This is a genomic window from Inquilinus sp. 2KB_23 (assembly GCF_052115705.1).
GTDB lineage: Bacteria > Pseudomonadota > Alphaproteobacteria > DSM-16000 > Inquilinaceae > Inquilinus > Inquilinus ginsengisoli_A.
The window spans coordinates 1-17102 of the sequence record NZ_JBFRHF010000042.1; the positions used below are offsets into that span (position 1 = coordinate 1).

22 protein-coding genes are annotated in these 17102 nt (G+C 69.0%); 11 read left to right on the forward strand and 11 right to left on the reverse strand.

From position 1 onward, the window contains the following. The 5 genes from lpxK to AB4112_RS34075 form a co-directional block, all read left to right on the forward strand. Window positions 1-657: tetraacyldisaccharide 4'-kinase (gene lpxK, locus AB4112_RS34055; RefSeq protein ID WP_441726633.1), on the forward strand; the 657-nt coding region annotated here is incomplete at its 5' end. A 224-nt stretch (window positions 658-881) separates the two neighbouring features. Continuing rightward, window positions 882-2030 carry a porin gene (locus AB4112_RS34060; protein ID WP_441726635.1) on the forward strand — a complete coding sequence of 383 codons (1149 nt, stop codon included), beginning with the start codon at window positions 882-884 and terminating at the stop codon, window positions 2028-2030. 34 nt (window positions 2031-2064) lie between these two features. Continuing rightward, on the forward strand, window positions 2065-2631 hold the full coding sequence (locus tag AB4112_RS34065; protein ID WP_441726638.1) for a cytochrome b: 567 nt from the start codon (window positions 2065-2067) through the stop codon (window positions 2629-2631). 384 nt (window positions 2632-3015) lie between these two features. After that, entirely contained in the window at window positions 3016-3774 is a 759-nt protein-coding gene (locus AB4112_RS34070; RefSeq protein ID WP_441726641.1) for a LuxR C-terminal-related transcriptional regulator, read from the forward strand. Window positions 3775-4359: 585 nt separating this feature from the next. Beyond that, entirely contained in the window at window positions 4360-5235 is an 876-nt protein-coding gene (locus AB4112_RS34075) for a hypothetical protein (RefSeq protein ID WP_441726644.1), read from the forward strand. A 230-nt stretch (window positions 5236-5465) separates the two neighbouring features. Here the strand turns inward: AB4112_RS34075 and AB4112_RS34080 are convergent, their stop codons facing one another. The 7 genes from AB4112_RS34080 to AB4112_RS34110 form a co-directional block, all read right to left on the reverse strand. Then, a complete protein-coding gene (locus AB4112_RS34080) occupies window positions 5466-5975 on the reverse strand; it encodes a hypothetical protein (RefSeq protein WP_441726647.1) in 510 nt (169 codons plus the stop codon). A 101-nt stretch (window positions 5976-6076) separates the two neighbouring features. Next, the gene (locus AB4112_RS34085; protein ID WP_441726650.1) at window positions 6077-8050 is read right to left on the reverse strand and encodes a S9 family peptidase; all 1974 of its coding nucleotides are present in this window, start codon (window positions 8048-8050) and stop codon (window positions 6077-6079) included. Window positions 8051-8112: 62 nt separating this feature from the next. After that, complete coding sequence (locus AB4112_RS34090) at window positions 8113-8271, reverse strand: YqaE/Pmp3 family membrane protein (protein WP_395675055.1); 159 nt, start codon at window positions 8269-8271, stop codon at window positions 8113-8115. Between the two features lie 80 nt (window positions 8272-8351). Beyond that, on the reverse strand, window positions 8352-8498 hold the full coding sequence (locus tag AB4112_RS34095) for an entericidin A/B family lipoprotein (protein WP_441726654.1): 147 nt from the start codon (window positions 8496-8498) through the stop codon (window positions 8352-8354). A gap of 10 nt (window positions 8499-8508) precedes the next feature. Further along, window positions 8509-8691 carry a CsbD family protein gene (locus tag AB4112_RS34100; protein ID WP_309794978.1) on the reverse strand — a complete coding sequence of 61 codons (183 nt, stop codon included), beginning with the start codon at window positions 8689-8691 and terminating at the stop codon, window positions 8509-8511. A gap of 108 nt (window positions 8692-8799) precedes the next feature. Continuing rightward, window positions 8800-9066, reverse strand: coding sequence for a hypothetical protein (locus tag AB4112_RS34105; protein ID WP_441726657.1), 267 nt, complete (start codon window positions 9064-9066; stop codon window positions 8800-8802). A gap of 99 nt (window positions 9067-9165) precedes the next feature. Then, the gene (locus AB4112_RS34110) at window positions 9166-9897 is read right to left on the reverse strand and encodes a Crp/Fnr family transcriptional regulator (protein WP_441726660.1); all 732 of its coding nucleotides are present in this window, start codon (window positions 9895-9897) and stop codon (window positions 9166-9168) included. A 259-nt stretch (window positions 9898-10156) separates the two neighbouring features. Between AB4112_RS34110 and AB4112_RS34115 the strand changes: the two genes are divergently transcribed. Next, window positions 10157-11035, forward strand: a complete 879-nt coding sequence (locus AB4112_RS34115; protein WP_441726663.1) for a hypothetical protein — start codon at window positions 10157-10159, stop codon at window positions 11033-11035. 12 nt (window positions 11036-11047) lie between these two features. Here the strand turns inward: AB4112_RS34115 and AB4112_RS34120 are convergent, their stop codons facing one another. Continuing rightward, a complete protein-coding gene (locus AB4112_RS34120; protein WP_441726666.1) occupies window positions 11048-11452 on the reverse strand; it encodes a bleomycin resistance protein in 405 nt (134 codons plus the stop codon). Window positions 11453-11622: 170 nt separating this feature from the next. Here AB4112_RS34120 and AB4112_RS34125 point away from each other — a divergent pair, with 170 nt between their 5' ends. Further along, window positions 11623-12000: a c-type cytochrome gene (locus AB4112_RS34125; protein WP_441726668.1), complete on the forward strand. Its 378-nt coding sequence runs from the start codon at window positions 11623-11625 to the stop codon at window positions 11998-12000. Between the two features lie 19 nt (window positions 12001-12019). Here AB4112_RS34125 and AB4112_RS34130 read toward each other — a convergent pair whose 3' ends face one another. Further along, complete coding sequence (locus AB4112_RS34130) at window positions 12020-13450, reverse strand: MFS transporter (RefSeq protein WP_441726671.1); 1431 nt, start codon at window positions 13448-13450, stop codon at window positions 12020-12022. Window positions 13451-13609: 159 nt separating this feature from the next. On the opposite strand from AB4112_RS34130, the gene AB4112_RS34135 reads away from it, so the two are divergent. The 3 genes from AB4112_RS34135 (at window position 13610) to AB4112_RS34145 (ending at window position 15136) form a co-directional block, all read left to right on the forward strand. After that, the gene (locus tag AB4112_RS34135) at window positions 13610-13951 is read left to right on the forward strand and encodes an ArsR/SmtB family transcription factor (protein ID WP_309794985.1); all 342 of its coding nucleotides are present in this window, start codon (window positions 13610-13612) and stop codon (window positions 13949-13951) included. A 100-nt stretch (window positions 13952-14051) separates the two neighbouring features. Next, window positions 14052-14474: a nuclear transport factor 2 family protein gene (locus AB4112_RS34140; RefSeq protein WP_309794986.1), complete on the forward strand. Its 423-nt coding sequence runs from the start codon at window positions 14052-14054 to the stop codon at window positions 14472-14474. A gap of 284 nt (window positions 14475-14758) precedes the next feature. Continuing rightward, entirely contained in the window at window positions 14759-15136 is a 378-nt protein-coding gene (locus AB4112_RS34145) for a hypothetical protein (protein ID WP_309794987.1), read from the forward strand. A 214-nt stretch (window positions 15137-15350) separates the two neighbouring features. Here the strand turns inward: AB4112_RS34145 and AB4112_RS34150 are convergent, their stop codons facing one another. Then, on the reverse strand, window positions 15351-15794 hold the full coding sequence (locus AB4112_RS34150; protein WP_309794988.1) for a YybH family protein: 444 nt from the start codon (window positions 15792-15794) through the stop codon (window positions 15351-15353). A 259-nt stretch (window positions 15795-16053) separates the two neighbouring features. Here AB4112_RS34150 and AB4112_RS34155 point away from each other — a divergent pair, with 259 nt between their 5' ends. Then, window positions 16054-16539: a RidA family protein gene (locus AB4112_RS34155; protein WP_441726677.1), complete on the forward strand. Its 486-nt coding sequence runs from the start codon at window positions 16054-16056 to the stop codon at window positions 16537-16539. 40 nt (window positions 16540-16579) lie between these two features. On the opposite strand, the gene AB4112_RS34160 is transcribed toward AB4112_RS34155, so the two are convergent. Continuing rightward, a complete protein-coding gene (locus tag AB4112_RS34160) occupies window positions 16580-16999 on the reverse strand; it encodes a VOC family protein (RefSeq protein WP_441726680.1) in 420 nt (139 codons plus the stop codon). Window positions 17000-17102: the final 103 nt, after the last annotated feature.

A 17102-nucleotide genomic window follows, 5' to 3' on the forward strand; every position in this document is an offset into this window, starting at 1 on the left:
GCGCCGGCCTGGGTGTCGCGCGACCGGCCGGCGGGGGCCCGTGCCGCCGCCGCGGCGGGCGCCGCCCTGATCCTGATGGATGACGGCTTCCAGAACCCCAGCCTGGCCAAGGACCTGTCGCTGCTGGTGGTCGACGGCCCGGTCGGCTTCGGCAACGGCCTGGTGCTGCCCGCCGGCCCCTTGCGCGAGACGCCGCAGGCGGGGCTGAAGCGGGCCGACGCGCTGGTGGTGATGGGGCGCGACCAGACCGGGATGGCAGCGCTGGCGGCGCGCCACGGGCTGGTCGCACTGGGCGCTCGGCTGGTACCGGCGCCGGAGGATGCGGCCCGGCTGCGCGGCCGGCGCGTCCTGGCCTTCGCCGGCATCGGCCGGCCGCAGAAGTTCTTCGTCACCCTGGCCGAGCTGGGCGCCGAGATCGTCGGCCGCATCGCCTTCCCCGACCACCACGCCTACACCCCGGACGAGATGATGCGGCTGGTCGAGACGGCGCAGGAGCGCGGCGCCGTGGCGGTGACCACCGAGAAGGACCAGGTGCGCCTGCCGCCGGCCGCGCGCCCGATGGTCGAGGCGCTGCGCGTCGACCTGGCCTGGGACGACCCGGCCGCGCTCGACGCGGTGCTGGAGCCGGTGGTGCGGCGGGTGCTCGGCCACCCGTAGCGGGCCGCGGGGCCGGAAGCGCCTTCGTAAAGATCCGGGACCCACCGCCGCGGGCTTCGCGGGCGGCGATGGCCGCTGGCTGTGCGCCGGCGAAGATTTTCCTCGCTCGCGGCAAAGATTCGGCTTGCAGGATATGAATTGCATTTTGTAGAACAAAGTGCAATTGCGTCGCGACCGGCTTCCGCCGGCGCCGGACCCGGCATGCTGCATTCGGAGCAGACTTGATGAAGAGGATAGCGCCGGGAAGCGCGACGATCGCCATCATGACGGTGCTCTCCGCCCCCGCTTCCGCAGAAATTACAGTCAAAATCAACGGATTTGTTGGATTCCAGGCTGGAATTGTGCTGTCCGACTCGAGTTCCGACAAGCATGATCGCGACTACGACTTCATGACGGCGTCACGGCTCCAGTTCGACGTGACAAACACCACCGATTCTGGGCTGGACTACGGCGCCCGGATCCGTCTCGACGGTGTCGATCGTCGCAACGGCGTGCAAGTCAACCGGACCTATGTCTATCTCCGCGGGCCGTTCGGCACCTTCACCTTCGGCGACGCCCCGACCGTGCTGGGCGAGATCGGCTATTTCTACGCCCATGACGCCGTGCATTCGAAGCTAGGCTTCAACGGCGGCTTCGGCGACGGCCTCGACGGCGTGTTCCAGTTCGGCGGCAGCGACTATTTCTCGCTCGACCCCAGCGGCCAGTCCGGCGTCTCGCGCCAGACCAAGATCAAATACAACTCGCCGTCGATCGGCGGCTTCCAGTTCGCGGTCGACTTCACGCCGGTCGACGGGGCGAAGGTCGGGCCCAGTCGCCCGCATGACGGCAGCGGCGGTGTCGACGACCTGACCAATGACGACGCCACCCTCTACCAGAACGTCACGACAGCCGGCGTACAGTACCGCGGCAAGTTCGACCATGGCTCCTTCGCGATCGGCGCCACCGCCGGCTATGGCGACGGCATCGCCTCCAAGGCCAATCAAAAGGGCAACGACCTGACCGTGGTCAGCCTGGGCGGCCAGGTCCTGACCGACCATTTCGGCGCCAGCGTCAACTGGGTGCACAACGCCAGCATCGCCCTGTCGAACACCGAGATGGACACGATCTCCTTCGACCTCTCCTACGTGTTCGAGGCCGCGTCGATCAGCACCTACTACTCCTACACTTGGCTTCCGCCCGGCAGCGGCCTTAAGTCCCCCGCCACCAACGGCGTCGACCTCAAGCAGAACGACGTCGCCGGGGTGGCGTTCCTGTACAGCCTGGCGCCGGGATTGGGCAGCTATGCCGAGCTGTTCTACCAGAAGCAGGACTACTACTCCGGCGACACCTGGGAAAGCACCGACCTGTTTACCGGGATCCAGGTCCTGTTCTAGCCCGTCCTTCCCCCAAGACACCGCGAGCCCGATCATGACCGCAGACACCGCGCCACCCGCCGCCGCCCGGCCCCAGGGCCGCTACGACACCACCACCATCGTCCTGCACTGGCTGACGGCGCTGCTGGTGGTGGTGATGTTCGCGCTGCCGCAGATCTGGCAGCAGTTCGAGCGCCGCACGCCACCGCGGCTGTGGCTGATCGACCTCCACTTCTCCCTGGGCATCACCCTGGCGGGTATCCTGCTGGTCCGGATCCTGTGGCGCGCGGCGCTGGGCGGCCGGCTGCCCCAGGCCGGTCCGGGCCCCGCCCGGATGGCGTCCCGCATCGTGCACCTGGCCTTCTACATCCTGCTGCCGGCCCAGGTGACGCTGGGCTTCCTACTGCGCTGGGCCCAGCAGCAGCCGCTGCCCTATTTCGGGCTGTTCGTCATTCCCGATCCCTTCTCGATGCCGCTCGACGCCCGCGTGGTCATCGGCCTGCTGCACGAATGGAACGCCTGGGTCATCATCGTGCTCTCGGGCGGGCATGCCGCGGCGGCGCTGCTGCACCATTACGTCCTGCGCGACGGCCTCCTGCTGCGCATGACGCCGAGGCGGTAAGGGGCCTATTGCGACGCATGGATCCCAAGGATTCTGCCATCCGTCTTGGAGACGAGGATCCGAACCCCATCGCTGATTGTGAGCCGTCTGGGCCCTTTCGAACCGGACGTTCTAGTGCGTCCTTCCGCCTGAAGAGGCTCAACCCACTCGGCCCGGGATGATCGTGCGCGTTGATTCCCAATCCGCGGATATCCCCCGAAAGGCGTAGGGCAGCTTCTATTGCTTTTGTATAAAAAGTCATACAATTATCTTTAAAGTTAGCCAATTGGTTCTTCCCCCGTGCAGCGTCACTGCCGTGCGAGTGGGAATGAGAAGCGCAAAAAGCCTTTGATCGGAAGAAGCGGAAAGGGGGAACATCGCCTCCAATTACAATAAGGGTCAATTATGCATACTGTTGGCAACCAAATAGATATGTCTATTGCCGCTATCGGGGTGGCGGAATCCGAAATTGCTCATCTCGGCAGAGACCGGACGGTGGGCCATTCCGGTTCTTGCCTGAGAACGGTCGCAATCATCGACAAACGTGCCTTGGGCCGGGAAACCCTGACGCAAGCCCTGGCGGGAGCCGATGCTCAGTTTCAGAGCCGGGCATTCACCGACATAGGTGAATGGGAGCAGAGCCCGGATCGAAACGACACCTCGGTGATCCTGCTGGAGTGTGGCGTGGTCAGCCATGACGGCTCGTTGTCTGAGGGCCAACTCCGGGCGCTCGTCGACGCCCATCCCGGCATCCCTGTGGTGATGATGGGCGAGAGGGAGGATTCCCGGCACATCGCCGAGATCCTGGCGCAAGGGGGCCGCGGCTATATCCCGACCAGCGTCAGCCTGAGCGTTGCGATCGGGGCGCTTTGCCTTGCAATGGCCGGAGGCATATTCGTCCCTGCCGGCGCTCTGCGGAACTCCGGCCATGAGCAGCCGGAGCGGAAGCAAACCATTCACAGCCTGCTCGGGCTCTCGGAACGGCAGGCCGCAGTCGCAGATGCCGTCGCCCAGGGAAAGCCGAACAAGATCATTGCCTATGAGTTGGATCTGTGTGAGAGCACCGTGAAGGTCCACATCCGAACCATCATGAAGAAGCTGCACGCCCGGAACCGGACCGAGGTTGCCTTCAAGTTGCACGCGGCGAAAGCCCGCGCCGCCTGACATGGAAAAGGCCGCCATTGTCTGACGGCCTTTCCAGCTTCAAGCGTTCCTTCCCGATCCGCCAATACGGGCAAGAATACTTTATCCGCAATACCGTGTGCCAGGTGACGGCCCGACACATTCATTTCCTCGGTCGAAGCGAAGTAATAATAACATAGTATTCAGTTTACCCAAGTACGCCTTTCGGCGTATGCGGCCGGTCCGACGTCAGATGCCGGTATCGACTGGTTCGGACGCGATCTGAGACCCGGGCTGATCGAGATGGGCCGGGTTGTGTGGGTTCGAGCGATGTCCTCTATGGGGCGCCTCGGCTATGGCCGGAAATGGCGCAGGCGACCCGTCTTGGATTTCCTCGGCGAATGGCGGTTTCCCGCCCTTTGCGGAAGGTCGGCGTGATTCATGCGATCGTCGCCTTTGCTCCCCTGAGCGGACCGGAGAGCCCCTGATCTGGCTGTCTGAAAGCGGACACCCAGTCATCCAAAAGCGCGCGCCCAGCCACATCGTCGTGGGATGAACAAGACGTTCACTGGGCGTTAACACAATGTGCATTGTGTTAACTGGTGCCGTTCGTTCATGATACGTTCCATGAAAACGCCACCAGAAGGGTTCGACATCCAGGCCCACTGCCGCAGCCTCGCGCTGCAGCAGATGGAGGCGCTCACCCGTATCGTCGCGATCAGCCTGCAGATGGTCGAAGGCGAGGGCGCCCGCGCCCTCGACGCCCAGGCCCAGGTGAGGGCCGCGGAGCCCAAATCCGACGAGGCCGCGGCGGCCAGGGCCGAGGCGCGGGAGGCCGGGCTGGCCTTCGCCCGCTTCGCCCGCACGGTGCAGCAATCCCTGGCCCAGCGTGCCCATGCCGCCGACAAGCTGTGCGCCCAGGACCGGGCCGAGACCCCCGACCGACTGGCCGCCCGCAAGGCCCGCCGCGACCGTCATCGCGACGAGGTTCAAGACACCCTGCAGGACATGATCTGCGAGGAGATCGAGGATGAGGCCCGCTTCAACGCCCTGAAGGACGATCTCGAGGAGCGGGTCGACGGGCTCTACGAGGACCAGGACGTCCAGGTCGAGGACCGGCCGGTGGGTTCGGTGATGGCGGGGCTGGCCTGCGGCCTCGGCCTGTCCGAGACCTGGCAGCGCTGGCGCGGCGAGGAATGGCCGGCCACGCCGCGCCCGGCCCGGCCGGCGGGCAGCCCGGCGGAGATCCAGGCGATCCGGGCCAAGCGCCGGAGGGCGGTGACCGCCGCGGTCGAGCGGGACTTTGCGGAATGCGCCGATCCCGCCTGGATCCCGGCGCTCCGGGCCGGGCTGGCGGTGCGGCTGCAGGAGCCCGATGGGATCGAGATGCTGGACACCGAGACCATCGCCACCGCGGCCCAACGCCTCTGCCGGTCGCTCGGGCTCAGCCCGATGATCTATGGCTTCAAGCGCGACAAGCCGGAGGTTGCGGATACCGGGTGATAGGCTGGATGGGGTGGAGTCACCGAAGCCGAAACAAACCGGGTCCCCCCTCCCCCTGCGGGAGGGGGGTAGGGGGAGGGGGTTCGCACCGCCGGAGCCGGCCTCGATTCCGACAATCCGGCCGTCGATGGCGAAGCCTGTCCTTTGCGCAGTCGCGCGCGGACGCGCGCAGACCCCTCCCCCTACCCCCTCCCGCAAGGGGAGGGGGACTTCTGAGGCGAGCGCCGCGCCTACCGCGCGCTGCACTCCTGGGCCTTGGCCAGGCTGCGGACCAGGCGCTCGACCACCGGGTCGAACGCCTTCAGGCCGGCGCGGGGGTAGTCGAGCTCGAAATAGGCGGCCTGGCCGTCGCCCAGGTCGATGCCCCTGACATAGAGCACCCGGTCCTTGCGGCTGCCCGACAGGCTGGCCCTGCCTTCGCCGATGCGCCGCAGCGAGAGCTGCCAGCCGTCTTGGGCGTAGCTGTCGGCGCGGCCGGCGGCGTCCGACTTGAAGTCGCCCTCGGCCAGGTTGGCGCCCCACACCGCCAGCCGCGCCCCGCTTGCGGCATCGGCCAGGGTGGCGCCGTCGCCGTTGTCGGCCTCGGTCGCGACGGCGAAGCCCGGCGGGATCTCGACGGCGTAGCAGAACCGCGGATTGGCGTAGAACGACCACGGCTCCGCCGCCCCGGACGGGCCGGCCAGCAGGATTGCGGCCAGGGCGGCGGCGAGGACCCCCGCGGCGCGTCGGCGATGAAACATGGTGGTTCCCCTTGGTGTCGCTGGCTCAGAGACCGTCTAGAAATGCGACTGGTGTGGCCATCTGACGGCGAACACACACCAGCGCATTTCCCAACGGTCTCTCAGAACGCGAGGCCGGTCTTGAAGATTTCCACGGCGTAGAACGCCAGCTCGCCATCCAAAGCGCGCTGGATGTTGGCGGCCTTGCGGAAGCCGTGCTGCTCGCCGGCGAACAGGACATAGCCGACCGGCTGGCCCTTGGCGCGCAGCGCGTCGACCATCGCCTCGGTCTGGTTCGGCGGCACCACCTCGTCCTCGTCGCCCTGGAAGAAGATCACCGGCTTCGACACGCGGTCGGCGTGGTACAGCGGCGACCGCTCGCGGTAGCGCTCCGCCTCCGCCGGATACGGGCCGATCAGCCAGTCCAGGTAGCGCGACTCGAATTTGTGGGTGTCGCGGGCCAGGGCCGCCGCGTCGCTGACCCCGAAATGGCTGGCGCCGCCGGCGAAGTACGAGTCGAAGGCCAGCGCCGCCAAAGCGGTGTAGCCGCCGGCGCTGCCGCCGGTGATCACCGACCGCGCCGGGTCGGCCAGCCCCTGGGCGGCGAGGTATTTCGCCCCGGCCACCGCGTCCTGCACGTCGACGATGCCCCAGCTCAGGTTCAGCCGGTCGCGATAGGCGCGGCCATAGCCGGTGCTGCCGCCGTAGTTGACGTCCAGCACGGCGATGCCGCGGCTGGTCCAGTACTGGATGCCGAGGCTGAGGGTGGAGGAGGAGGCGGAGGTCGGGCCGCCATGGATCTTGACCACCAGCGGCGGCACGTCGCCGTCCGGCGCCGCATGGTCGGCGCTGGCCGGCGGGTAGTACAGGCCGAAGGCGGTGCGGCCGCCGGCGGTGGGGAACTCGATGGGCTGGGCCTCGGAGAAGTAGCCGCGCAGCGCCGGGTCCTGGCCGATCTCGGTCGCGCGCTTCAGCACCTCCCAGCGCAGGGTGGCGAGGTCGAGCCGGACGATCGCGGCGGCGTCGCGCGGCGACCCACCGCGGAACACCGCGGTGCGGTCGGTGGCGCGGACCGAGCTGATGTCGGTGAAGGGCAGCGCGATCGGGGTCAGCGCGCCGGTCGCCAGTTCGACGAAGCCGAGCTTGCCGAGGCCGCTCTCGACATAGCTGCACAGCAGCCGCCCCGGCCCGGCGTAGGCGTAGGTCGACAGGCCGAACACCCATTGCGGCTGGCCGAATTCGGCGGCCAGGGTCAGGATCGGCTCGACCGGGCCGCCGCGCCCGTCGCAGCGGTGCAGGTTCCACCAGCCGGAGCGGTCGGAGACGAACACCAACTGCGCCCCGTCGGGCGACCATTCCGGCTGGAAGATCGATTCGCCCGACCCGCCGGCCAGCGCCCGCGCGCCGGACACCGACCCGTCGGCGGCGAGGTCGGCGACATGCAGAATGGTCTCGACCCAGGGCATGTGCGGATGGTCCCAGGCCAGCCAGACCAGGCGGCTGCCATCGGGCGAGAGGCGGGGGGTCGAGAAGAAGTCGCGGCCCTCGGCCAGGATGCGGACGGTCCCGGCGTCGGCGCCGTCCAGCGACACTGCGATGATGGCGTTGTCGGGATGGGCGCGGCCGGGCGTGTGGTGCTCGCCGACGCCGATCCACAGCTTGCGCCGCGCGTCGATCTGGCCGTCGGCGAAGCGCCATTCCCCCGCCGCCGGGTCGGTGGCCGGGGTGATCGCGACCGGGGCCGCGCCGGGGGCCTGGCGGTAGAGCCGGTGGTCGGGCGGGCCGCCGGCCGGGCCGGGGCGGTCGTTGGAGAAGAACACGGTGCCGTCGGCGACCGTCCAGGCGCCGCCGCCATACTCATGCACCCGGGTGCGGACATTGAAGCCGGCCGGCGTGGCGTCGGCGGCGTTGCCGTCCGGGCCTTGGCGGACCAGGACGCTGCGCCCGCCTTCCTGCGGCCGGCCTTCCAGCCACCAGACGGAATCGCCGTCCAATCGGACCTCGGACAGGCCGATCGACTGCGCCACGATCAGGTCGGAGGTGATGGGCGACCTCCAGAAGCCGAAGGGCGCGGTTCGGATGGGGGATGGGGACATCGCTGGCTTCTCCCGGTCATGGGGTCGCCAGCCTGTCCGATCACGCGGCGGGTTTCCAGCCGCTATTTCTTCGCGATCACCCAGACCGCGTGGATGATGCCCGGGAAGTAGCCCAGCAGCGTCAGCAGGATGTTGAGCCAGAACTGCCCGCCGAAACCGACCTGCAGGAACACGCCCAGCGGCGGCAGCAGGATGGCGATGATGATCCGGATCAGATCCATTCCGGGCAAGGTCCTTCAGGGTAGAGAGTCAAACGGCCGCGACGCCCGGGCGGACGGGGTTCGCCCGCCCGGGCGGTCGATCACGGCGGGTTCGGCTTGGTCGACTGCTCGATGTTCTGCCCGGCCTTCTGGGTGTCCTGGCCGACGCCGCGGACGGTGTTGTCGCAGGCGGCCATGCCCAGGCCGGCGGCCATCAGGCCGACGATGAGTACGATGCGAGTGATCATGATCTGCTCCTCACTTCTTGAGAACGTCGCGGACGGCATCCTTGACCTTGCCGGCCGCGGATTGGACCCGGCCGGTCGCCTGCTGCGCCCGGCCTTCGGCCTCGAGCCCGCGGTTGCCGGTGATCTTGCCGGCGACCGCCTTGCCCTTGCCCACCGCCTGGTCGACGGCGCCTTTGATGCGATCCTTGTCCACTGGGTTCTCCTCAGGCTTCGGACAACCGATCCGGAACGGACCGGTCAGGGAACGGGACCGCGACCCAAAGGGTTCCGCGGCCCCGCGCGGGTGAGTGGCTCCGCGGGGTCAGCGGCAGAGGAAGCGGCCGATCGCCAGGCCGGCGGCGAAGGCGATGCCGAGGCTGGTCAGCGGCCGTTCGGTGACATGGCCCTGGATCTCGTCGCCGACGGTGCTGGCCGCCCTGCCGACGCGGCGGGCGCCGCGCCGGCCGGCATCGACCGCGTCCTGCGCCGCCCCGCCGGCGCGGCCGGCCAGGGTGCCGATCTCGGCCCGCAGATCCGCCAGCGTGCTGGTGAGGGTGTCGATGTCCTGTTCGAGGTTGCGGGTCGCCATGGTCGCGCTCTCCTTACGATTGACCGTCGCGCCGCGTCCGGGCCGCGGCCGTGCGGCCGGGGCATCGAAACGAGGCGATACGTTGGAAACAGGGGAAACTCAGATCAGTGGCCGTTTCGGCACCGGCGTCTCGGCCCATGCGGCAAGGGACCGCAGGGCGCTGGTGTCGTGGACCCGCAGCTTCTTGCGGGCGAGGGTGAAGACGCCGTCGCGGTGCAGGCGCCGCAGCACCCGGTTGGTGTGGATCAGCGACATGCCGAGCATGTCGGCGATGTGCTGCTGGGTCAGCGGGAAGTCCAGTGCATTGTCCTGGACGAGGTCGAGCTGCCGCGCCCGCTTGTAGACCGCGAGCACGATGGTCGCCACCCGCTCCATGCCCGAGCGCTGGCCGACCGACAGCAGGTTGTCGTCGACGATGCCTTCCTCATGCGCGGTCAGCCAGGTCACGTCGTAGGCCAGGCCGGGATGGTTGCGGAACAGGTCCCATAGCTTGCGCTTGGGGAAGACGCAGACCTCGACCTCAGTCAGGCATTCGATGCCGTAGGGCGCGCCGGTGTGGGGCGAGACATGGAACCCCATGAAGTCGCCCGGCATCAGGATGTTGAGGATCTGCCGCCGGGCATCCTCCAGCTCCTTGAAGCGGAAGGCCCAGCCGGAATAGAGGGTGTAGAGGTCGCTGTCGTCATCGCCCTGCGACAGGATCTGCGCCCCGGCCGAGAACTTGAGGGTGCCGCGGCGCATTTCGTTGATGAACGCGATCTCCTCATCGGTGTTCGACTTGAACAGTGGCCGGCTGCGCAATGGGCAGGTCGCGCATTTGGTCGGGGCCATCGATGGCGTCTCCTCATCAACCGGCGAGTCGGTTCGGGCGGCCATCGAATTAAACCGCGCGGTCGAAACCGGGTACGTCAAATGTTAACAGTCGTTACGGTCCGCTTCGCCGGCCGGATCAGCCAGGCGCCGTCATGGCGGCCAAGGGGGAACCCATTCTGTCCTCGCCCTGTATTGGCGTCGGGGCGGTTCGGCGGCGGGGGGCTTGGCCGGACCGGGCCGGCGCGGCATGGTGGCCGCCGAGCATTGCGAGGGAATCATGAGCCTGCGACCCATCCCGTCCTGCCGGCCGCGCGCGCCGGCCTGGCTGCTGCTGGCGGCGCTGGCGCTGCCGGCCCTGGCAGGCCTCGCGGGCCCGGCCATGGCGCAGACGACCCCGGCCGCACCCGGAACTCCGGCCGTTCCCCCGCCCTTCGACCCGTCCCGGCTGGTGCCGCAGACCGGGCCGGCCTTCCGCCAGGCCGAGACGCTGGGGCGTCAGATCTACGTGCTCGACGGCGCGGTGGCGCTGGCCAGCGACCAGCTGCGCCGCCAGGGCGTCGACCTGCGCGCCAGCGGCGTCGGCGGCTGGGTGACCGAGCCGGTGGCGGACGGCATCCTGGTCCGCTTCGTCAGGCGCGGCAGCGCCGGGCCGGAGGCGCTGTACGACGTCACCGTCGCCGCCACCGGCGCACCGCCGACCCTGGCCAGGCGCGACGGCGCGCCGCTGACCCCGGACCAGACCGCCCAGCTCGCCGCCGAGCAGCTGGCGCTGGGCAAGATCGACCAGCCCTGTTCGAAAACCTACAACCCGATCGCCTTCCGCGACCCCGGCACCCGCAACTGGCGGGTTTATGCCCTGGCGGCGCCGACCGGCCCGGGCGTGTTCCTGATCGGCGGCCACTACCGCTTCCTGGTCAGCCCCGACGGCGGCCGGATCCTGTCCGGCGGCCGGCTGTCCCCGCCCTCCTGCCTCGCCGGGCAGGCCACGGCCGACGGGCAGCGCGCCGTCGGCTTCGCGGTGACGGAGGCGCAGCCGACCCCGACCGAGACCCAGGTGTTCCTCAGCCTGCTGCACCAGCTGCCGCTGATCGTGATGACCCCGCCGGAGGGCACGCGCTGGCTGGTCGCCGGCGGCTCGATCTGGTCGATGCGATAGCGCCCGGCTCGGTCAGCTCGAGAAGGCCAGCAGGTTGCCGTCGGGGTCGCGCACGATGAAGGTGCGGGCACCCCAGGGCTCCGCCCGCAGCGTCTGGTGGAACGGCGCGCCGGCCGCCTGGAATTCCAGGAACAGCGGCCTGGCGTCGGCGAGCGTGATGGTCGCGGCCAGCGCGTCGGCCTCCCGCGCCCGGAACCCGGCATCGAAGACCGGGCCGTCGACATGGCGCAGGTTCAGCCGCGCCCCGTCGCGCACCACCTGGGCGTAGAAGGGCGGATCCCCGTAGGCGAAAGCCACCGCGAAGCCGAGCCTGCGGCTGTAGAAGTCGCAGGCCGCGGCGATGTCGGAGACGAACAGCTGCGGTTCGGCCGCGATGAGAACCGGCCGGGCAGAGCCCGGCTGCGTCGGGTCGGTCATGGTCGTCCCTCCCTCCTTCAGCGCCCGCCAGCTCTCGAATCCCGCCTTCCGGGCCCCGGCCTGTCAAGTCGGCCGGATTCCGCTTGATCTTCCGAATATGAGGATCTATCACGTTGTAGAATGTGATGATTGCTCATATTTTTGATCGGATCAGCGGAAGGACGGATGCGATGAAGGTTGTGGTGGCTCTCGCGATCGCGGGCCTGGCCCTGCCAGCCGCGGCCCGGGCCCAGGTGGCGGACCCGGCGCGGGGCGAGGAGATCTTCGACGAATGCAGCGGCTGCCATTCGATCGAGGCCGGGACGAACCGATACGGCCCGTCGCTGCATGCGGTGGTCGGGCGCCGCTCCGGCGCGATCGGCGATTTCGACTATTCCGACGCGATGCGGGCCAGCCGCCTGGTGTGGACCGAGGCGACGCTGGACCGCTGGCTGGCCAACCCCCGCGCGCTGGTGCCCGGCACCCGCATGGACTTCCCCGGTCTGCCGCAGCGGCAGGACCGGCGCGACGTCATCGCCTATCTCGAGGCGGCGGGCGGCGCGCCCTAGCGTCCCCCGCCGGCGGCGGTCACGCCGCGGCGCAGGCGGCCGGCCTGCGGGCCCGGCGCGGCAGGGCCAGCGCCACCACCCCGCCCAACCCGATGCCGGCCGCCGCGAGCAGGAAGGCGGTGCGGGCGCCATCGGCCATGGCGGCGCGCAGCAGCTCACCCTCCTGTCCTCCGGTTCCGGCATTGGCGATGGCGATCAGCACGGCCAGGCCGATGGCATTGCCGATGTTCAGCGCGGTCGAGGCCATGCCGGAGGCCACGCCCTGCTCCTCCGGCGCGACGCCGGAGGCGGCGGCGATCCACATCCCGGTCCAGGTGATGCCCTGGCCGATGCCGGAGACCACCAGGCCGGGCACCAGCGCCAGGTACCCGGCGCCGGGCGAGGCGGCGAGGCCGATCGCGACCGTGCCGGCGATGCCGAGGCCCCAGCCCAGCAGCAGGGTGCGGCGGGTCCCCAGCCGGGTGGCCAGGCGCTCGCCCAGCTGGGTGCCGGCGGCGATCGCCAGCGACGGCACCAGGAAGGCCAGTCCGGTCTCCAGCGCGGAATAGCCGTTCACGGTCTGGAACAGCACGGTCAGGAAATAGGGCAGGGCGCCGAAGCTGCCCATGTAGAGGAAGGTGGTGGCGATGGCTGCGGCCAGGCTGCGGTTGCGGAACAGGCGCAGCGGCATCAGCGGGTCGGCGCTGCGGGTCTCGATCAGCGCGAAGGCGGCCAGGGCCAGGGCGGACAGCACGGCGCAGGCCACGATGCCGGTGGAGCCCCAGCCTGCCTCCGGCCCCTGCACCAGCACCGTGACCAGCAGGGTGGCGCCGGCGGTGACGGTCAGCGCCCCGGGCAGGTCGAAGCTGCGACCTCCGTGCCGCGGCGGGTCGCGCGGGATCACCGCCAGCGCCGCCAGGGCCACGATCCCGGCCAGCGGCACGTTGACGAAGAACACGGCGGACCAGCCGAAAGCATCGGTCAGCACGCCGCCCAGCAGCGACCCCAGGGTCAGCCCGCTGGCGCCGGCGCCGCCCCACACCGCCAGGGCCCGGTTGCGCCGCGGCCCCTCCTCGAACAGCCGGTTGACCAGCGACAGCGTGGCCGGGAACAGGAAGGCGCCGCCGATGCCCTGGACCGCCCGGGCGACGATGATCACGCCGGGGCTCCAGGCCAGCCCGCCGACCAGCGAGGACAGGGCGTAGAGGGCCAGGGCGAACACGAACATCCGGCGCTGGCCCAAGAGGTCGGCGGCGCGCCCGCCCAGCAGCAGGAAGCCGCCGCAGAACACGGTGTAGGCGCTGACCACCCATTGCAGCGACTGTTCGGAGAAGCCGAGCCCCGCGCCGATCTCGGGCAGGGCGACGAACACGATGTTGAGGTCCAGCGAGACGATCAGCTGGGCGAAGGCCAGCAAGGCCAGGCTCCAGCCCAGCGAGCGGTGCCCGCCGGCGGAGAGGGACGCGGACATGGGGTCTCCCTGCGGATGCGATTCGTCCGACTGTACGCGTTTTATCGTACTGTTGAACAGTACTAGAATACGCGTACTATCGGACCCGAGGCGGCCGCTGCGGCCAGGCGCCGGCGGCGAAGGTTTGACTGTCCACGTACCGTTGCCTATCTAGGAGGGATGATCACCCCCCAGCATCCCGACCGGCACCAGATCCGGCTGGAGAACGTCCTAGCCGCCCTGGGCCACCCGATGCGGCTGGCCGTGCTCCGCGCCCTGGCTGCGGATGGCGAGCGGGCCTGCGGCACCCTGCTGAAGGGCGTGTCGAAATCCACCCTCACCCACCATTGGCGGGTGCTGCGCGACAGCGGCGTGATCTGGCAGCGCCCCCATGGCCGCGAGAACCTGCTGTCGCTGCGCCGCGAGGATCTCGACGCCCGGTTTCCGGGGCTGCTCGACGCCCTGCTCGGCGCCGCCGCGGCCGACCCCGCGGGCCCGGCGCCGGAGCGTGCCGCCGGCTGAGCTGGCTCGCCGGCCACACGCTTCGACCGGGACCGAAGCATCCGTCCGCACGCCGGTTCACCATCGGGCTACGGTTCCTGGACACCCGATGGAGCATGCGATGAACACCGATGCCGAGATCCGCCACATCTACGAGCGCTGGCACGAGACCGTGCGCGGCCGCGACCTCGACGGCCTGATGGCGCTCTACGCCGAGGATGCGGTGTTGGAGACGCCGCTGATCATCGCCACCCTGCGCGACCGGGCCGACGGCCGGCTGCAGGGCAATGCCGCGATCCGGTCGTTCTTCCAGGCCGGGCTGCGCACGCTGCAGACCGATCTCGGCCGCTGGTACCGCACCGGCACCTTCTACGCCAACGGCCGGCAGCTGGTCTGGGAGTATCCGCGCGAGACGCCGGAGGGCGACCAGGTCGACCTGGTCGAGGTGATGGACATCGAGCACGGGCTGATCGCCCATCACCGGGTCTATTGGGGCTGGGTCGGCTTCAAGCTGCTGTCCGCCGCCATGGCCAGGGTGGGCTGACGCGAACCCACGGCGCGGGGCGGCCGCGCCGCCGGTTCCCGCGCCGTCGATGGCCCCAGGGTCGAGACGTGGCCAAACCTGGGTCGCCTTTCGACCCGAAGCGGTCCTTGGAGCTCACGCGTTCGGGCGACCGCTTCTGATATCCTTCAGCGGAATGTGTTCGCAGGGGAGGAAGGTACTTCACCAACGCTCAGCAGATGGCAGGACCGATCTAGCCCACCGTGTTTTTTGGAGGGTATGGTGAGCTATCGGCTCTACTTGCAGCCTCGAGGTGGAGGTACTTTATGACCGCCGGGGACGAAGATCTTGACCTAACTCAGACCGAGCAGGCTCGTATAACCGACGTTGTTCAGGCGATTGTTGCCGGGAATCGATCTCTTCTTAATACAATAGTCGATGTCCCGTTGGTGGATGAAAAGATTTTTTGGGAGTGTGTGGATGAACTTCAAGGAAGCGTAGTGGTCCCAGAAGGCGCTTCCCCGTTGCGAGGAGGGTCGTACATTGCCAAGGATGGCGCTAAAACTGTGACCGTGAAACTTCTAGATAGATTAACCGGAGGGTATGACATTGCAATGATTTGTCATAGCCCCTCTGGTGATCTGGCTGATCACATTGAGGTTTGGACCATACTTCGAGATTATGGCGCGATCAGCTATATGTAGCGCCGCGTGTCGGCCTGCCTGAAGCCGTGAGGGTGGCCCTCGTGTCAACGGGGCCCCAAAAGGACCGCGTTGTCCGGTGCGCCGTATGTTGCCTTTGGGCCATCCACTCTATGGCCACTTCGGCTCTTGATCCGGCAGCCCCTCCCTCCCGGTCTCAACTTCCGCTTTCCGCCCAAAGGCGACGATCTCAGCCGCGCCCAATCGGGTTTTGACCCTAGGGCTTCAGGTCGACCGCCGCGCGCAGGCTGCCATCCATGTAGAAGGGCACGGATTCGTGCTCATGGGTGATGGTCCAGCCTTCCGCGGCGCGGCGCAGGCCGAAGGTGATGCGGAACCAGACATCGGCCGTCTCGCCATCGAGCTTGGTGCCGGTGAGCCGGGCCAGGCCATGGCAGAAGGCGACATCGCCGCCGACCGTCACCGCGAGGTCGCGGAGCTCGTAGCCGATCGGGCCCCGCCAGGTCGCGAACCAACCCTCCAGCCCGGCCGTGCCTTCGCCCTGGTCGCGCAGCGGCGGCGCCAGGGAGTACAGCACGAAATCCTCGGCCTGGCCGGCGATGACTCCCCGGGCGTCCTTGCGGCGCAGGGCCTGCGACCGCTGGTCGATCAGCGCCCGGATCCGGGCCTCGTCGGTGGCGGCATCGGGGGTCGTCGTCATCGCTCTCTCCTGTCGTGGGTGTCGATGGCTCCCCCTGAGGACGAAGGATGGGTCGTCGATCCGACAGCGGGACCGGGGATTTTTTTTGGGGACGGCCGGAGCGAGCGACACTTGCCTCGCCCAGAATTGAACGGTCGTTCGGTCAATGCATCGAGGCGACCTCTCCCATCGGCTCGCGACAATCGGGCGCTTGTGCCGGCGGGGCGTGCCGGTACGCTGCGATCACTGCATCGGGGCAGGGACGAGGGGAGCACCTGACATGGCCGAGATCGAAGCGAAGCTGGCGGCCCTGGGGCTGCAGCTGCCGGCCCCCATCAAGCTGCCGCCGGGCGTGGTGCTGGGCTTCCCCTGGGTCCGCGTGCATGGCGACCGGGCCTATGTCTCCGGCCATGGCGCGCTGGCGCCCGACGGGTCGATCGCCCAGCCGCTGGGCAAGGTCGGCCAGGAGCTGACGCTGGAGCAGGGCTACCACGCCGCCAAGCTGACCGGCCTGGCGATCCTGGCCAGCCTGAAGGCCGAGCTCGGCGATCTCGACCGCATCACCGCCTGGCTGCGCGCCTTCGGCATGGTCAATGCCGGGCCCGGCTTCAACCGGTTCCCGCTGGTGATCAACGGCTTCACCGACCTGATCGTCAGCCTGTACGGCGAGGAGCGGGGCAAGCATTCCCGCTCCGCCGTCGGCATGGCCGGCCTGCCCTTCGACCTGGCGGTCGAGATCGAGGCCGAGGTCGCCATCCGCGCCTGAGAGGGGAGGGACGCCCGGGGATCCGGGCGTCCAGGCCTTCTTAAGCGGCGGGCGCGCCGATCGACCACATCACGCCGAACGGGTCGCGCAGCTGGCCGTAGCGGTCGCCCCAGAACATCACCTGCAGCGGCAGCACGATCTCCGCCCCGGCCGCGACCGCGCGGTTCCACCAGGCGTCGGGGTCCTCGACATCGAGATGCAGGGTGAAAGCCTGCGGCGGCTGCAGCGGATAGCCGTGCTCCGGATACGCGTCGCCCAGCATCACCGAGCCGTTGTTGATGTAGAGGTGGATGTGCATCGTCCGCCCCTGCTCGTCGACCGGGATGCGGTTGACCTCCTCGGCGCCGAAGGCCCGCTGGTAGAACTCCGAGGCCTTCACCGCCCCGCCGACGTTGAGATAGGCGGCCACGCCGAGCACCTTCGGCCGCACCTGCGCCGTCGCCTGTCCGGGTTCTGTCATGTCTTCCTCCTGCTTGCGGTTGTCCGTGGTCCGGCCGCGGCGGTTGCTGCGGACCTGGCCCAAGGACGACCGGGCGGGCGCCGTGCCGACACGGCCGCCAAAA

Coding starts and splice junctions, on each gene's coding strand:
- AB4112_RS34060 (WP_441726635.1), top strand. CDS start 882: ATGAAGAGGATAGCGCCGGGAAGCGCGACGATCGCCATCATGACGGTG.
- AB4112_RS34065 (WP_441726638.1), top strand. CDS start 2,065: ATGACCGCAGACACCGCGCCACCCGCCGCCGCCCGGCCCCAGGGCCGC.
- AB4112_RS34070 (WP_441726641.1), top strand. CDS start 3,016: ATGCATACTGTTGGCAACCAAATAGATATGTCTATTGCCGCTATCGGG.
- AB4112_RS34075 (WP_441726644.1), top strand. CDS start 4,360: ATGAAAACGCCACCAGAAGGGTTCGACATCCAGGCCCACTGCCGCAGC.
- AB4112_RS34080 (WP_441726647.1), bottom strand. CDS start 5,975: ATGTTTCATCGCCGACGCGCCGCGGGGGTCCTCGCCGCCGCCCTGGCC.
- AB4112_RS34085 (WP_441726650.1), bottom strand. CDS start 8,050: ATGTCCCCATCCCCCATCCGAACCGCGCCCTTCGGCTTCTGGAGGTCG.
- AB4112_RS34090 (WP_395675055.1), bottom strand. CDS start 8,271: ATGGATCTGATCCGGATCATCATCGCCATCCTGCTGCCGCCGCTGGGC.
- AB4112_RS34095 (WP_441726654.1), bottom strand. CDS start 8,498: ATGATCACTCGCATCGTACTCATCGTCGGCCTGATGGCCGCCGGCCTG.
- AB4112_RS34105 (WP_441726657.1), bottom strand. CDS start 9,066: ATGGCGACCCGCAACCTCGAACAGGACATCGACACCCTCACCAGCACG.
- AB4112_RS34110 (WP_441726660.1), bottom strand. CDS start 9,897: ATGGCCCCGACCAAATGCGCGACCTGCCCATTGCGCAGCCGGCCACTG.
- AB4112_RS34115 (WP_441726663.1), top strand. CDS start 10,157: ATGAGCCTGCGACCCATCCCGTCCTGCCGGCCGCGCGCGCCGGCCTGG.
- AB4112_RS34120 (WP_441726666.1), bottom strand. CDS start 11,452: ATGACCGACCCGACGCAGCCGGGCTCTGCCCGGCCGGTTCTCATCGCG.
- AB4112_RS34125 (WP_441726668.1), top strand. CDS start 11,623: ATGAAGGTTGTGGTGGCTCTCGCGATCGCGGGCCTGGCCCTGCCAGCC.
- AB4112_RS34130 (WP_441726671.1), bottom strand. CDS start 13,450: ATGTCCGCGTCCCTCTCCGCCGGCGGGCACCGCTCGCTGGGCTGGAGC.
- AB4112_RS34135 (WP_309794985.1), top strand. CDS start 13,610: ATGATCACCCCCCAGCATCCCGACCGGCACCAGATCCGGCTGGAGAAC.
- AB4112_RS34140 (WP_309794986.1), top strand. CDS start 14,052: ATGAACACCGATGCCGAGATCCGCCACATCTACGAGCGCTGGCACGAG.
- AB4112_RS34145 (WP_309794987.1), top strand. CDS start 14,759: ATGACCGCCGGGGACGAAGATCTTGACCTAACTCAGACCGAGCAGGCT.
- AB4112_RS34150 (WP_309794988.1), bottom strand. CDS start 15,794: ATGACGACGACCCCCGATGCCGCCACCGACGAGGCCCGGATCCGGGCG.
- AB4112_RS34155 (WP_441726677.1), top strand. CDS start 16,054: ATGGCCGAGATCGAAGCGAAGCTGGCGGCCCTGGGGCTGCAGCTGCCG.
- AB4112_RS34160 (WP_441726680.1), bottom strand. CDS start 16,999: ATGACAGAACCCGGACAGGCGACGGCGCAGGTGCGGCCGAAGGTGCTC.